At 60.3% G+C, this 15382-nt stretch carries 10 protein-coding genes and 3 pseudogenes; 11 read left to right on the top strand and 2 right to left on the bottom strand.

Annotated features, from left to right (window positions below; translation table 11 throughout):
* Positions 1-83: 83 nt before the first annotated feature.
* From B2V17_RS07050 to B2V17_RS07025, 6 genes and pseudogenes are all read left to right on the top strand, one after another.
* Positions 84-875 carry an IclR family transcriptional regulator gene (locus B2V17_RS07050; protein ID WP_292996567.1) on the top strand — a complete coding sequence of 264 codons (792 nt, stop codon included), beginning with the start codon at positions 84-86 and terminating at the stop codon, positions 873-875.
* Between the two features lie 18 nt (positions 876-893).
* The gene (locus B2V17_RS07045; RefSeq protein WP_292996565.1) at positions 894-2054 is read left to right on the top strand and encodes an acyl-CoA dehydrogenase family protein; all 1161 of its coding nucleotides are present in this window, start codon (positions 894-896) and stop codon (positions 2052-2054) included.
* A gap of 29 nt (positions 2055-2083) precedes the next feature.
* Positions 2084-3238: an iron-containing alcohol dehydrogenase gene (locus tag B2V17_RS07040; protein ID WP_292996563.1), complete on the top strand. Its 1155-nt coding sequence runs from the start codon at positions 2084-2086 to the stop codon at positions 3236-3238.
* Positions 3235-4443, top strand: coding sequence for a CaiB/BaiF CoA transferase family protein (locus B2V17_RS07035; RefSeq protein WP_292996561.1), 1209 nt, complete (start codon positions 3235-3237; stop codon positions 4441-4443). Before B2V17_RS07040 ends, B2V17_RS07035 begins: the two co-directional genes overlap by 4 nt.
* Positions 4444-4504: 61 nt before the next feature.
* A complete protein-coding gene (locus B2V17_RS07030; protein ID WP_292996559.1) occupies positions 4505-5383 on the top strand; it encodes a helix-turn-helix transcriptional regulator in 879 nt (292 codons plus the stop codon).
* A gap of 190 nt (positions 5384-5573) precedes the next feature.
* Positions 5574-6147: pseudogene (locus B2V17_RS07025) on the top strand (IS630 family transposase); the annotation flags it as partial.
* Positions 6148-6168: 21 nt separating this feature from the next.
* Here B2V17_RS07025 and B2V17_RS07020 read toward each other — a convergent pair.
* Positions 6169-6495 (bottom strand): annotated as a pseudogene (locus B2V17_RS07020) (transposase domain-containing protein); the annotation flags it as partial.
* Between the two features lie 60 nt (positions 6496-6555).
* Between B2V17_RS07020 and B2V17_RS07015 the strand changes: the two are divergent.
* The 5 genes and pseudogenes from B2V17_RS07015 to B2V17_RS06995 all read left to right on the top strand — a co-directional run.
* A pseudogene (locus B2V17_RS07015) lies at positions 6556-7110 on the top strand (IS630 family transposase); the annotation flags it as partial.
* Between the two features lie 529 nt (positions 7111-7639).
* Positions 7640-10720: a valine--tRNA ligase gene (locus tag B2V17_RS07010; protein ID WP_292996557.1), complete on the top strand. Its 3081-nt coding sequence runs from the start codon at positions 7640-7642 to the stop codon at positions 10718-10720.
* Between the two features lie 65 nt (positions 10721-10785).
* Positions 10786-11085, top strand: coding sequence for a putative quinol monooxygenase (locus B2V17_RS07005; RefSeq protein ID WP_292996555.1), 300 nt, complete (start codon positions 10786-10788; stop codon positions 11083-11085).
* 273 nt (positions 11086-11358) lie between these two features.
* Complete coding sequence (locus B2V17_RS07000; RefSeq protein WP_292996553.1) at positions 11359-12090, top strand: 7-carboxy-7-deazaguanine synthase QueE; 732 nt, start codon at positions 11359-11361, stop codon at positions 12088-12090.
* Entirely contained in the window at positions 12087-13511 is a 1425-nt protein-coding gene (locus tag B2V17_RS06995; protein ID WP_292996551.1) for an MATE family efflux transporter, read from the top strand. Before B2V17_RS07000 ends, B2V17_RS06995 begins: the two co-directional genes overlap by 4 nt.
* A gap of 102 nt (positions 13512-13613) precedes the next feature.
* On the opposite strand, the gene B2V17_RS06990 is transcribed toward B2V17_RS06995, so the two are convergent.
* Complete coding sequence (locus B2V17_RS06990) at positions 13614-15320, bottom strand: ATP-binding protein (RefSeq protein ID WP_414690773.1); 1707 nt, start codon at positions 15318-15320, stop codon at positions 13614-13616.
* Positions 15321-15382 lie beyond the last annotated feature (62 nt).

Genomic DNA, 15382 nt, shown 5'->3' with positions numbered 1-15382 from the left:
TATTCCGCAATATTGACAGCCCTCCTACAACCAGTGTAGAGGCATTTCAAGTCGGCAATGGTCTGGGCGAGAGGAGTATTGCGATGCGACCGCGCAAGGGTCTTGCAAGGCCGGAAGGTTCAGACCGCGACTTCGTGGTCGCTCTAGGGCGCGGGCTCGAGGTTTTGCGTGCTTTTCGCAGGGAGGGTGAGGCGCTGGGCAACGGCGATTTTGCCGCTCGGACCGGCTTGAGCAAATCGACCATATCGAGATTGACTTATACGCTGCACTGCCTTGGCTACATTAGCTTCAACCCGGAGACAGCCCGATACCGCCTCGCCCCGCCGGTGCTTTCTTTGGGTTATTCATGCCTCGCTGGTTTGCCGGTCATACAGCTGGCCAAGCCGTACATGCAGGAGCTTGCAAACTATTCGGGAATGCCTGTTGCGCTGGCAGGCAGAGATCGCCTGACGATGATATACTTGGAGCGCTGCCGCGGCTCTAACCCCATTACACTCGCAATCGAAGTGGGGGCCCATATCAAGCTGGCGACAACGGCAGTAGGCCGCGCTTTTCTGGCCGGGATATCCGAAGATCGTAGAACTGAAATCCTCGAGGACATCCGCAAGCACGAAGGTCAGGCGTGGCCGGTAATCGAGAGAGGAATAAATGATGCTCTCGAGAGCTACGCCAAACATGGATACTGCCTCTCGATCGGCGAGTGGAAGGCGGATGTAAACTCTGTCGCCGTACCTTTTATCCCTGCAAATGGAGCGCCCGTTTTGGCCTTTAATTGCGGCGGCGCGGCATCTCATCTTACTCGCGATTGGATCGAAACCGACATTGCTGCTCGGCTGATTGAACTTGTCCGCAACGTCAGCGCGATTTCGCCCTGAGCTTTAGAAAGCCCCTCCATGCCATTGGACACCGAAACCCTCTCACAGTTCCTCAACACGCTTGATCGCTTTGTCCGCGAACGGCTCATTCCGTGCGAATCTGAGGTAGCCGAAACTGATGAAATTCCCTCGTATCTCGCCGAAGAAATCCGTAACATGGGTCTGTTCGGCATGTCGATACCCGAGAAGTTTGGCGGTCTCGGCCTAACCATGTCGGAAGAGGTAAAGGCAGCGTTTGTTCTTGGTCAGGCATCCCCGGCATTCCGTTCCCTGTTCGGTACGAACAATGGCATCGGATCGCAGGGAATCATAATTGACGGCACGCCCGAGCAATGTGAGCACTACCTGCCACGCCTAGCCACGGGAGAATTGATTTCATCCTTTGCTCTGACCGAACCAGATGCGGGCTCTGACGCGGGCTCGCTTTCCACATCTGCAAAGCGGGAAGGTGCACATTTCATAATTAATGGCACCAAGCGCTATATTACCAACGCCCCACTAGCAGGCTTATTTACGGTTTTCGCCCGTACCAAGGCTGGATCCACCAACTCCTCGGGGGTCACCGCCTTCTTGGTGGACGGAACTACTGCCGGTATCTCGTTCGGTGCAAGCGATCGCAAGATGGGACAGAAAGGATCGCGGACCTGCGATGTGATCTTCCAGGATGTCTGTGTGCACGAATCGTCGATCATCGGCGGGCCTGAGTTCGAAAACAAGGGGTTTCGGACCGCGATGAAGGTACTCGATCGCGGCCGCTTGCACATATCGGCCATTTGTGTCGGGGCGGCCGAGCGCTTGATCAAGGAGAGCCTTGGATACGCCATGGAGCGCAAGCAGTTCGGTGAGCCCCTCGCGGAAAAGCAGCTCATTCAAGCCATGTTGGCCGACAGCAAGGCGGAGGCATTTGCCGCAAGATGCATGATCGAAGAAACTGCTCGTAGGCGCGATGCAGGCCAGGACGTGTCGACCGAAGCGGCGTGTTGCAAGATGATCGCCAGCGAAATGGTCGGTCGGGTCGCGGATCGCGCAGTCCAGATCCATGGCGGGGCGGGCTATATGTCTGATTACCCGGTGGAGCGGTTCTACCGCGATGTACGCCTGTTCCGTATCTACGAAGGCACCACCCAAATTCAACAATTGATAATTGCACGAAATATGATCCGGGAAGCTGCCACCTGATCAGTGAGACTTCCTCACAGGAGAAACGTATGGACCTCAACTTCTTGTCTTGTCCGCGCATCATTTGCAAAGCGGGATCACTGTCCCAAGTCGGCGAGCTCGTCAGCGAGCTGGGCGGGAGTAGGGTCATGCTCGTCACCGATCCGGGAATCGTGGCTTGTGGATTTGCAGAACTGGCGATGTCCAGCCTGAGCGCGGCAGGGATTGCAGCCGAAATCTTTGACCGCGTTGCGGCGGATCCGCCTATGGAAATCGTCTCGGAGGCCGTCGAATTTGCGCGGTTATTCGGGGCCGACACGATTATCGGCCTCGGCGGGGGAAGCTCTCTCGATACGGCCAAGGTCGTCGCTCTGGCATCTACGAGTGGTCAGGAAATCGAGGGTATGATCGGTGTTGGCAAGGCCACCGGCCGAAGGCTGCCGCTCATTCAGATCCCGACAACCGCAGGCACGGGTTCGGAAGTAACTTGGGTTTCAGTCCTGACCAGCGCCAAACAGGAAAAACTGGCTGTCTACGCGCCGCAATTGCTTCCAGACATTGCGCTGCTGGATGCAGAACTCACCTTGGGTATGCCGCGCAAAATCACTGCAGCGACCGCGCTCGATGCAATGGTTCACGCCATCGAAGCAGCTACCAGTCGGACCCGCAAGAATCTGATTTCCGATGGTCTAGCAGATAAGGCCCTTTCACTCTTAGGGCAAAACTTGCCGCGCGTGCTTGATACCCCATCGGATCTAGCCGCACGCGAAGCAATGCTGATGGGCGCAACCCTTGCTGGCATGGCATTCATAAACGCTAGCGTTGGTTCGATCCATGCGCTCTCCTACCCATTGGGAAGCCACTTTCACGTACCACACGGTCATGGTAACGCTCTGGTTGCTGCACCCGTGATGCGCTTCAACCTAATTGCCGCGGAGAATGAGTACTCGCGCCTTGCAAGGGTGTTCTTGCCGGACAGAATATTTTCAAACAACGCGGAGGCCGCCAATGGTCTCATTTCAGCGATCGAAGGGATGTTTGCAGCAAGCGGTCTGGAAACACGACTATCGCAGTTGGGGATTTCTGCCGAAGCCATTCCGGCGATGGCGCAAGAGGTTTCCACAGGCCTTACTCGCCTGATAGCCAGCAACCCCTGCGACATGACTTACGATGACGTGGTCGCTCTGTACGAAGACGTGTTGTGAATTTTGGCCCACTCACCGGAATCCGTGTAGTTGACCTCAGCCGTGTTCTCGGCGGACCATACTGTACGCAAGTTCTCGCCGACTACGGTGCCGACGTCATCAAGATCGAACCACCGCAAGGAGACGAGACACGAAGTTGGGGCCCTCCATTCAAGGACGGTCTCAGCGCCTATTTTTCCGGCGCAAATCGCAATAAGCGATCGATCGGCATCGACGTTGCAAGGCCCGAAGGACGCGCTGTCGTGCTCAAGTTGCTGGAAAGTGCGGATGTGCTCGTCCACAACTTCAGGAGCGGGACTTTGGAAAAATGGGGGCTGGGCTACGACGATGTGCTTCAATCGCTTTTCCCGGAGCTTGTCCTTTGCCATGTGACTGGTTTCGGTGCTGACGGTCCCTTGGGCGGACATCCGGGTTATGACGCGGTTGTGCAGGCAATGACCGGACTCATGAGCATCAACGGCGATCCCAGGAACGGGCCGGTCCGCATGGGCACCCCGGTGGTTGATATTGGGACAGGCCTTATTGCCTGCAATGCAATCCTTGCCGCATTGATCGAACGTGGTAGATCGGGGCTTGGCCAGAAGATCGAGGTTCCACTTTATGATTGTGCGATCAGCATGTTGCATCCTCAGGCAGCCAATGCCTTGATGTCAGGGAACATCCCAGTAGCAACGGGCAACGGACACCCGAATATCGTTCCGTATGATATGTTTGAAACGCGAACTGGGAAAATTTATCTTGCCGTTGGCAACAACGGCCAGTTCGCCAAACTTTGTGCAGTTCTTATGCGTCCGGATATTGCCGCAGACGACCGCTTCGTCGACAACGCCGCAAGAATTGCGCATCGCGCGGAACTTCGCGAGGTGCTGGCGAAATGCCTAGCCGAGCTTGAGGCGGAAACTCTTGAGGATATGCTGCTAAATGCCGGTGTCCCCGCAGGCGTTGTGCGCAACGTGAGCGAGGCGTTGGCGCATCCCCATACCATTTACCGCAACATGGTGGTGGAAATGGGCAAGTACAGCGGCACTGGTATTCCGGCAGTGTTCGACAGGACACCTGGGTCTATTCGTCGCGCACCGCCAAGATTCGGGCAGGACAGTCGGAAAATACTGCTTGAATCTGGGTACAGCGAAGCTCAAATTTCGCAGATGGAAGAGCACGCCATAGTGTTTGGTGCCGGGGAAGTTGATTCTGGCCAATTGTGAAAGACCGGTTTCGATTCAGGACTTTTCAGTCACCAAGCACATTGGGGGGTGGGAGTAAAACATGAACGACCTAATTCCGCCAGAACATATCAAGGAATGGATTCCTGGACGCAAAACGATCGACAGCACTGCACAAGGCTGGCGCGGACTAACATTGATGGGATACCGATACGCTGGACTTGAAGTAGAGATTCCGCCGATGCGGGACTACATGATTGTAGTTTATCAAGATGCCGACACTTGCATGCGCCGCCGTTGCAACGGCCCTTGGCAATCCGAGAGGCTTGGGTCCGGAGCCGTTTCGCTGCTCACCCGGGGTGAACAATCGACCTGGCAATGGGACAATGCGATCAATGTCAGGCATATCTATCTTGGCCATAGTGCGATCAGTGAAACCGCAGCTCAAATTTTCGATAGGGACGTTGCGAGCATAGATATTTCAGATCGCATATCTATCGCAGATAATATGATTCCATTATGTCTAGGCTTTCTTGAGCAAGAATACCACGGAATTGGAGTAGGGGAGCATTTATTCATCGACGCATTGCGAACCCAGCTCGCCGTGCACATTATCAGAAACTATGCAAATATCTCAATAAAAGAATCCCATGTCGGCGCCTTGGGGACAAACTTGCGGAAGTCTATTTGTGAGTACATTGAGGAATCGCTAGGAGATCGGATACACCTCGAGGATCTGGCATCGATCGTGGGATTAAGCCCGTTCCATTTTTCCCGTAAGTTTAAGATCGAGTTCGGCCTGACACCACATGCTTATGTTATTCAGCGAAAAATTGAACGAGCAAAAGCTATGCTTTTGATGAAAAATACGCCCCTTAAAGTGATTGCTGCCGATTGCGGCTTTTCTGATCAAAGCCACTTGAACAGAACATTTCGAAAAGCACTTGGGGTAACGCCAGCCGAATTTCGGCGATGTGCATGAGAAAGGCTGAGTGATCACACATTACACTTTGAGTCGCCTTGATTGATATTTACGCACATCCTGAGCCTTTGATTTAGTGCGGTTTTCGACTGCCTTCAATCGCCGCGGGATTACCGCCGTACGTGATTTCTGATTCAGAATCCGTGCTGGTGAACGAGACCAGCATGGATAGTTCAACCTCTTTTGATGGATTCACGTTCCCGACCTTCTAGCTGCGGTTGATGGCGGGCTGAGCTGCCGCACTGCGGCGCTCCTGTTTGGCGTTGCGTCTTCGACGGCGATCCGCTGGGAGGCGCAGGGGATCGAGACGGGCGATTTTGCCCCGAAGTCATAGGACTGCGATATGCGCTCGCGCCGGGCGGAAGGGCGTGCGGCAGCATTCTTGCCATCTGGGAGGCGCGCAAGGACATGTCGCTTGAGGAATTGCGCGCAGGGCTGGCCGAGATCGGCTTGATCGTCTCTGTTGCCGAGTTGCATCGCTTCCTCATGCGTCGGGGAATGACGCGCAAAAGATGACTGGCCATGCAATCGAGCAAGACCGCCCCTACATCCAGAAGTAGCGTCGGGAATGACTCGATGGCCAGATCGATCTGGAACCCGAACCTCTCGTCTTCATCGAAGCGATCTGGATCGCCACCAACATGACCAGCAGCCATGGCCGCTTCCCAAAGGGCGAACGGTTGCGGATGGGCTTCCCGCAAGGCCATCGCAAGACCGCCATGCTGGTAACAAGACTGCGAATGACCGGCAGTAGCCATCCGGTGAAGGCCGCGGCGTAGATTGGATCAGGCTGCGATGTCGCGCCCTTGCTGCTGCCAGTTCCATGGCAGCAGTTCATCAAGCCGATTGATGGGATGGTCCGCGATACGGGCGAGGACGTCGGCCAGCCAAGCCTGCGGATCGACATCGTTGAGCCGCGCAGTCTGGATGAGCGTGTAGAGCACGGCGGCACGTTGGCCGCCACGGTCGGAGCCGCAGAAGAGCCAAGCTTTGCGACCAAGAGGCACGCAGCGCAGAGCCCGTTCAGCGGCGTTGTTCGTGATGCAGATGCGTCCATCGCCAAGGAAGCGGGTGAACGCATCCCAGCGGCGCAGCATGTAGTTTATGGCCTGTCAATGGGCACCGAAGTTTCCGCAGATGTGGGCGCTTAAAATTCCCTATGTTGGCGGGTCTGGCGGGTTCATCGCCAGCCATGGATGCGCCGCCGCCCGGAACGGCTGGTGTTCGTCGACGAGACCGGCACCACCACCAAGATGACCCGGTTGCGCGGCCGAGCGCGGCGCGGACAGCGGCTCAGGATGAAGGCGCCGTTCGGTCACTGGGGAACGCAGACGTTCATTGCCGCGCTGCGTCATGATGGCCTCACCGCGCCATGGGTGATCGACCGCCCGATGAACCGGCAGATCTTCGAGGCCTGGGTCGAGACCCAGCTCGCCCCGACGCTCAAACCGGGCGACATGGTGATCCTCGACAACCTCTCCAGCCACAGGAGCGAAAAAGCCAGCGCCATCCTCAAGCAGCGCGGCGCATGGTTCCTCTACCTGCCGCCCTACAGCCCCGACCTCAATCCCATCGAAATGGCATTCTCAAAGCTCAAGGCCCATCTGCGCAAGGCAAAGGCCCGAACCATCGAGGCCCTGTGGCAGGCCGTCGGATCGATCTGCGACCTCTACTCACCCGGCGAATGCTGGAACTACCTCAAAGAAGCAGGATACGTTGCAGATTAATCGCAGAATGCTCTAGGCCCAATCCGGGGCGCGGCTACGGCAATCTCGACCCCCCCATGCTCTTTGCCTTTGGGTGGGAAGGTGGTTCAGTTTCATCCAACGATCGGCGTCATTGCCAGTCAGTGCGGGCCGTCAAATTGCACTGACAGAAATGTACACTCTGGCTTTTGAGAAGGTTCGCCGAAGAGTGTAGCGCCACACACGTCATTCAAGCGGCCTTAAGAACCAAGTGAAACAATTCAGCGCACAAGCGAAACGGTTCGCCTCGCTTACATCCTGTTTACAGCTATCGCTCCAAAGGTGAGTGTAAGCAATCGAAGGCCCTTTCGGAACCTTATAACACATTTATTTTTAATGAAAAAACTGGAGCGGGCGAAGGGATTCGAACCCTCGACCCCAACCTTGGCAAGGTTGGAATCGATTGCCTGCGGCGCTTACAGACTCTCTGCGCCTCCCTTTTCTTCTCTGCGCCTCTGCGTGAACCAAAAAGTTGCACCAGCCTCGCCCCGCTGGCAAAGGCCGCCTCGATATGACCGACAACATGCTCGACAAGACTTTCGACCCCGCCGCGATCGAGGCGAAGTGGTACGCACACTGGGAAACGAACGGCCTGTTCCGCCCGGAACGTCCGGATGCGCAGCCGTTCACCATCGTCAACCCGCCGCCCAACGTCACTGGGTCCTTGCACATCGGCCACGCGCTCGACAACACGCTGCAGGACGTGGTGATCCGGTACGAGCGGCTGCGCGGCAAGGATGCGCTGTGGGTGGTCGGCACCGACCATGCCGGGATCGCGACGCAGATGGTGGTCGAACGCCAGCTCGAAGCGCGGCAGGACAAGCGCACCAATTACAGCCGCGAGGATTTCGTGGCCAAGGTCTGGGAATGGAAGCACGAAAGCGGCGGCACGATCACCCGCCAGCTGCGCCGCCTCGGCTGCTCGATGGACTGGTCGCGTGAACAGTTCACGATGGACCCGCACTTCACCAAGGCCGTGGTGAAGGTCTTCGTCGATCTCTACAATCAGGGCCTGGTCTACCGCGACAAGCGGCTGGTCAACTGGGACCCCAAGCTCAAGACCGCGATCTCCGACCTTGAGGTCGAGACCCACGAGGTCAAAGGCGGCTTCTGGCGCTTCCGCTATCCTTTTGCCGACGGCTCCGGCCATGTCGAGGTGGCGACCACCCGGCCTGAAACGATGCTGGCCGACATGGCCGTGGCGGTGAATCCCGAGGACGAACGCTACAAGGCAGACATCGGCAAGGAGATCCTCCAGCCGATCACCGGCCGCCGCTTCAAGGTGGTGGCCGACGAACACGCCGACCCGGAACTCGGCAGCGGCGTGGTCAAGATCACCCCGGGGCATGACTTCAACGACTTCGAAGTGGGCAAGCGCGCCGGGATCAAGCCCGCCGACATGCTCAACATGTTCGATGCCGAAGCCCGCGTGGTCCAGACCGCCGACGGGCTGGTCCCGGAAGAGTTCCTCGGGCTCGACCGCTTCGTCGCGCGCGATCTGGTCGTGAGCCGCATGAAGGAAGCGGGCTTCCTGATCCCGCACGTGACCAGGGACAAGGATGGCGAAGAGGTTCAGGCCGATTTCGAACCGCGCACCATCGCGACCCCGTTCGGCGATCGCGGCGGGGTGGTGATCGAGCCCTGGCTGACCGACCAGTGGTACGTGAACGCCGAAGTGCTGGCCGCCAAGCCGATCGAGGCGGTGAAAAGCGGCGCGGTGGAAATCGTGCCGAAGAGCTGGGAAAAGACCTTCTTCAACTGGATGGAAAACATCCAGCCGTGGTGTGTGAGCCGCCAGCTGTGGTGGGGCCACCGGATTCCGGCGTGGTATGGCCTTGGCGCTGATTGCATCATTGCCGGAAAAGGCGATCCGAACTGGCAGGTGTTCGTTGCCGAAACCGAAGCAGAAGCAATCGAACAAGCGAGCCGCTACTACGGGCAGTTCAAGGATGCCAATGGCGAACCGTTGGGTCCGGTCCGGGTCTTCGATAGCGAGACAAGTGAGGAGGAACTGAGAACCCCGGATCGAGGTTCTGACGCAAATGGCCACGGACCGCACATTTTCCGGGATCGCGACGTCCTCGATACCTGGTTCTCCTCCGCACTGTGGCCTTTCGCCACACTCGGCTGGCCGGAAGAATCCCCCCTCCCGCTTGCGGGAGGGGTCGGGGGTGGGCCAGTCGGCGATGGCGCGATAGGCTCTGACTCACCCACCCCAAACCCCTCCCGCAAGCGGGAGGGGCTTTTGGCCCGCCACTTCCCCAATGACCTGCTCATCTCCGGCTTCGACATCCTGTTCTTCTGGGATGCGCGGATGATGATGATGGGGCAGGCGATGACCGGGCAGAACCCCTGGCCGCGGCTCTACCTGCATGGCCTGGTCCGCGCGCCGGACGGGCAGAAGATGTCGAAGTCCAAGGGCAACGTGGTCGATCCGCTCGGCCTGATCGACCAGTATGGCGCCGATGCGCTGCGCTTCTTCATGGCGGCGATGGAAAGCCAGGGCCGCGACATCAAGATGGATGAGAAGCGGGTCGAAGGGTACCGCAACTTCGCGACCAAGCTGTGGAACGCGGCGCGGTTCTGCCAGAGCAATGGCATCGGCGGCAGCAGTTCGATCGCCGCCCCGGTTGCGACCGCAGCGGTCAACAAGTGGATCATCGGCGAAGTCGTCGAAACCCTGGCCGAGCTCGACAAGGCCATGGCCGACCTGCGCTTCGATGCGGCGGCCAATGCGGTCTATCACTTCGTCTGGGACCAGTTCTGCGATTGGTATCTGGAGCTGGTGAAGCCCGTCCTCTCTCCCCTCCCGCAGGCGGGAGGGGTCGGGGGTGGGCCAGTCGGCGACGATGCGCCAAGTTCTAACACACCCACCCCTAACCCCTCGCGCCTGCGGGAGGGGGACCTGGCGGACGAAACCCGCAAGGTGGCCGGTTGGGTGCTCGACCAGATCCTGGTGATGCTCCACCCGTTCATGCCGTTCGTGACCGAAGAGCTGTGGTCCAAGCTGGGCGACCGGGCGAACTATCCGCTGATCACCGCGAAGTGGCCCGAGCCGGGGGTTGGGGTTGATGCCGAGGCGAAGGCTGAGGTGGAGTTGTTGATTGAGTTCGTTACTTCGGTTCGGTCTATCCGAACAGAATTCGGCATTCCGTGGAGTGCTACTCCCGCTGTCACCACCGCCTTTGCAGACTTCAACACCGTGGCGCTGCTGGAGCGCAACGAGCCAGCCATTTTCCGGATGACAAAGGTGTCGCTGAACGTTGAAGCTACCCGGGCGAGTGCGGCAGATCCTGACAAGTCGTGGGTCTTGGACGAAGCCGCAAAACGCGGTGCGGTGGCGATCGTCGTCAAGGGAACGACTTTCAATATGCATCTTGAAGGCGTGATCGACATCGAAGCCGAAAAGGCCCGCCTCGCCAAGGCATTGGAGGCCTCGACCAAGGAGGCCAAGTCGCTCGAAGGGCGGCTGTCCAACCCCAGTTTCGTCGAAAAGGCCAAGCCCGAAGCCGTCGAAAAGGCCCGCGCCGACCATGCCATGCACGCCGCCGAAGCTGAGCGGCTGGCGGCGGCGCTGGCGCGGTTGGGGTAGTTGGGATTCGCCTATATTCGCTTTCATTGGTAGAACCGGCTTGTCGCGATGCGGAAGGGGATACCATGAAGACACTCGTCATCGCCGATTTTCCGGCAAAGCAAGGTAAGTTCAGCGAGCTTGAGGCTGCCCTGCGCGCTGCCCTGCCCGATACACGCGCATTCGACGGCTGCCACTCTCTCGAAACGCATCTGCATCCTGAGACTGATACCCTTACCTTGGTCGAGTACTGGGAATCGCCCGAGCATTATCAGCGATATCTCGCGTGGCGCGCGGAGAATGGCCTGCCCGAAGCGCTCGACGACCTGCTCGAAGGTGGCTTTGCCGCGTTCAAGCCGCGCACCTTCGTCGCAACCGATATTTAGGCTAACGCAAGTCCCCTATTTTAACAGCCGAAACCGAGTGGCTGGCAGCGGCGCTGGCGCGGTTGGGGTAAGCCGTCCTTCCAAAACAATCCAACCGTCGCCCCGGGCTTGATCCGGGGCTGGGCTTGTTCTTCGGGACCTCTCGCCCTGCGGCTGCGTCGGAGAAGGCAGCCAAGCCCCGGGTCATGCCCGGGGCGACGAGGAAGGGTAGGCGCGGCGGTGCAAGCACGGGGACTGTCCTATGCGCATCAAATCTGCCAAAGACCCCGCGCCATGCTAACACTCGCCACCACCACCCCGGGCGATCCGGAAATCTTCGCCTCGCTGCAGGGAGAAGGGCCGAGCCTGGGGCGGCCGGTGGCCTTTGTGCGGCTGAGCCGCTGCAACCTCGCCTGCACCTGGTGCGACACCGCCTATACCTGGCGGTTCGAAGGCGATAATCGCCCGCACCGCGATGGCACGGCCTTCGATCGCAAGGCCAATCAGGTCACGCTGGACGAAGCCGAGGTGGCCGCGCGGATCGCGGCACTGGGGCAGGACCGGCTGGTGATCACCGGGGGCGAACCGCTGCTGCAAGGCGCGGCGCTGGCGCGGATGGTGGCGCTGCTTCCCGGGATCAGCGTGGAGATCGAGACCAACGGCACGGTCGCCCCGCATGCCGCGCTCGATCCCTTGGTGGCCCAGTACAATGTCAGCCCCAAGCTGGCCCATTCGGGCAATCCGGCCGATCTGGCCCTGCTTCCCGAGCGTCTGGAGGCCTGGGCTAAAGATGTCCGCGCCTGGTTCAAATTCGTGGTCGCCGAGCCGGATGACCTGGCTGAGGTCCTCGCGCTGATCGAGGCCCACGGGATCGACCGGGCGCGCACCTTCGTCATGCCCGAAGGGACCGGCAGCGCCAAACTGCGGGAGCGCGAGCGCTGGCTCGCCCCGCTGGCGCTGGAACATGGCCTGCGCCTTTCGGACAGGCTGCACATCCATCTTTACGGGGATACCCGCGGAACATGAGCGACGAACTCCCCAATTCCGGCCCCTTGCGCGGCGATCTGACCCAGGGGCCGCTGGCGCGGACCCTGCTGGTCTTTGCCCTGCCGCAGCTGGTCGGCAACGTGCTGCAAAGCCTCAACGGCTCGATCAACGCGATCTGGGTCGGGCAGCTGCTCGGCGATCAGGCGCTGGCGGCGACCGCCAATGCCAATATCATCATGTTCCTGCTGTTCGCGCTGGTGTTCGGCTTCGGCATGGCCGCAACCGTCAAGATCGGGCAATCGTGGGGCGCGCATGATGTGATCGCGGCGCGGCGGGTGCTGGGCACCGCGCTGGGGCTGACCGGGGCCATCGCGCTGATCACCACGATTGGCGGGATTCTCTATGCCCATGTGCTGCTCGACTGGCTGGCAACTCCGGGTGCGGCGCGTGGGCAAGCGCTGGCCTATCTCCAGGTGGTGTTCATCGCCAACCCGCTGGCAACGATCACGACGATGATCGCGATGGGGCTGCGCGGAGCCGGGGACGCTGCGACGCCGCTGCGCTTCATGATCCTGGCGACGGTGCTCGACGTGGCACTCAACCCGCTGCTGATCCTGGGCTGGGGGCCGTTTCCGGCGCTGGGCATCGCCGGATCGGCCTGGGCGACGGTGATCGCCACCGCGATCGGCTTTGGTGCGATGATCGCGTGGATCTATGGCAAGGACCTGCCGCTGCGGCTGCGCGGGGCCGAGCTGCGCTGGCTGATCCCGGCGCGCGAACAGACCCGCTACCTGCTGGCCAAGGGCCTGCCGATGGGCGCGCAGATGCTGATCATCTCGGGCGCGGGGGTGATCATGATCGGGCTGGTCAACCGCGAAGGCGTGGTCACCGCCGCCGCCTATGGCGCGCTGCTGCAGGTCTGGAACTATATCGGGATGCCGGCCATGGCGATCGGCGGCGCGGTCAGCGCGATGGTCGCCCAGCATATCGGGGCAATGCGCGAAGACCGGGTCGATGCGATCAGCAAGGCCGGCAGCCTGGCCAACCTGGCGATGACCGGGGTGATGATCGCCGCGTTGGTGCCGTTCGACCGGCCGGTGCTGGAACTTTTCCTGGGCGCGGGCAGCCCCTCGGTTCCGGCCGCGCTGCATATCCAGGACCTGGCGATCTGGACCTATCTGCCGTTCGGGATCACGATCGTGCTGTTCGGCACCCTGCGCGCCTATGGCGTGATCTATGCCCAGCTGCTGGTGCTGTTCGCGTCGATGTACGGAGTGCGTCTGGGGGCCTATTACCTGCTCTACCCGCTGATCGGGCCGGACGCGCTGTGGTATTCGTTCCTGCTGAGCTCGGTCCTGTCGATGCTGCTGACCCTGGCGGTGTACTTCCTCGCCCCGTGGCGCAAGCTGATGAGAGCGCGGGTCGGCGCGGCGAGCCTGGGCAACGCCGTGGTGTTGTAGATGTTTGGCGCCTCACGGCGGTGCGGAAAAGCCATCCGGCTTTTCCTGGCCTGGCCGGCCAGGCTAAGCTCATTGCGGATGCAATGAGCGCACCGGCAAAAGTTAACGCCCCTGGGCGCGCCAGCGCTGGACGGTGCGCAGGACCATTTCCTCTTCGCCGCCGCTCGATTGCCACAGCTCGGAAATGCTGGGGTCGGCCGAGGCCGGACGCTTCATTTCCTCCAGCTCGTCAAAGGCCACGCGGATCGGGATCGAGACGCCTTCGCCGCAGATGATGCATTCGCGGTTGCGCAGCGCCGGGATCGAATCGAGGAAGCCGCGCGCGCCTTCGGGCATGGCGGCCTTGACGAAGGCCTGGTCGCGGTCGTTGTTGAGGCGCATCGAGATGATCGTGCCGCACTGCGACAGCACGCCTTCGGCAAGGTCCGACGGCCGCTGTGTGATCAGGCCCAGGCTGACGCCGTATTTACGGCCTTCCTTGGCGATCCGGCTGAGAATCCGGCCGACCGAGGAACCATCCGCGTTCTTCTCGTTCGGGACATAACGGTGCGCTTCTTCGCAGACCAGCAGCACGGGCCGGGTCTTCTCATCGCGCGCCCAGATCGCAAAGTCGAAGACCATGCGGCTGAGCACGGCGACCACGGTGCTGGTGATGTCCGACGGGACGCCCGAAACGTCGATGATCGAGATCGGCTTGCCGCGGCTGGGCATGCGGAAGATCTTGGCGATGAATTCGGCCATCGTATCGCCGACCAGCATGCCCGAGAACATGAACTGGAAGCGCGGATCGGCCTTGAGTTCGTCGATCTTGTTCTTGATCCGCATGAACGGCGCAGAGCTGGTCGCCTTGTCGAGCTTGCCCATCTCGGTCTGGATCATGTTGGTCAGATCGGACAGCAGATAGGGGATCGGGCTGTCGACAGTGATCTTGCCCATGGTTTCGGCCAGCCGGTTCTTGGAACGCGCGGCGAGCAGGCACTTCGAAAGAATGTCCATGTCCTCCTGGCGGTCATTGCCGCTCGAGGTCAGGAAGACTTCGCAGTGCTCTTCAAAGTTCATCAGCCAGTAGGGCATGTTGAGGTTCGACACGTCGAAGATCATGCCGGTCTGCTTGAACGCCGCCGAATATTCACCGTGCGGGTCGATCATCACGATGTGCCCTTCGGGGGCATGCTCGCAGATCCGGTGCAGGATCAGCGCCGCGCTGGTCGATTTGCCGGTACCGGTCGAGCCGAGCAGCGCGAAGTGCTTGCCGAGCATCGAATCGATGTAGAGCCCGGCGCGGATGTCCTTGGTCGGGAACACGGTGCCGACCTGGATCGAGGTCCGTCCGTCGCTGGCATAGATCTGGCGCAGATCGTTGCTGGTCGCGGGATAGATCAGTGCACCCGGGATCGGATAGCGCGTCACACCGCGGCGGAAGCTGTGGATCCGGCCAGTCAGCCGTTCTTCGTCACCTTCGCCAAGGAAGTCGATCTGGGCCATGATCCCGCCCGGGGTCTTGGCATCCTGGCGCTGGGTGCGGACGGAGGCGAGCAGCCAGCCTTTGCCGACCCGGATCTTGATCTGGCTGCCGACCTGGCCGGCCAGCGCGATCGAGGGATCAAGGTCGCCGCCGCATTCCTGCAGGCGCTGAAGGTCGAGCGCGATGGCCGATCCGGAGCCGGCGATTTCCAGCACGATGCCGATCGGTTCGCGGGCATTGTCGAACTGCTGGGCCGAAGCCGCAGCCTGCGCGGCATCCGCCGGAATCTCGTTCGGCTGTGCCGCCCGTGCTGCCCCGAAACCGCTCGCGTTCATATCGTTCATCGCAGAAATCGACCCCTTCGCACCTGCTTTGTGCAGGCTGCATCTGCTTATGCTTAAGGGGT

This window comes from Novosphingobium sp. UBA6272, from assembly GCF_002440635.1.
In the GTDB taxonomy this organism is placed as follows: Bacteria; Pseudomonadota; Alphaproteobacteria; order Sphingomonadales; family Sphingomonadaceae; genus Novosphingobium.
Note: the sequence above shows the minus strand (reverse complement) of the source record. Positions and strands in the feature narration are given on the sequence as shown.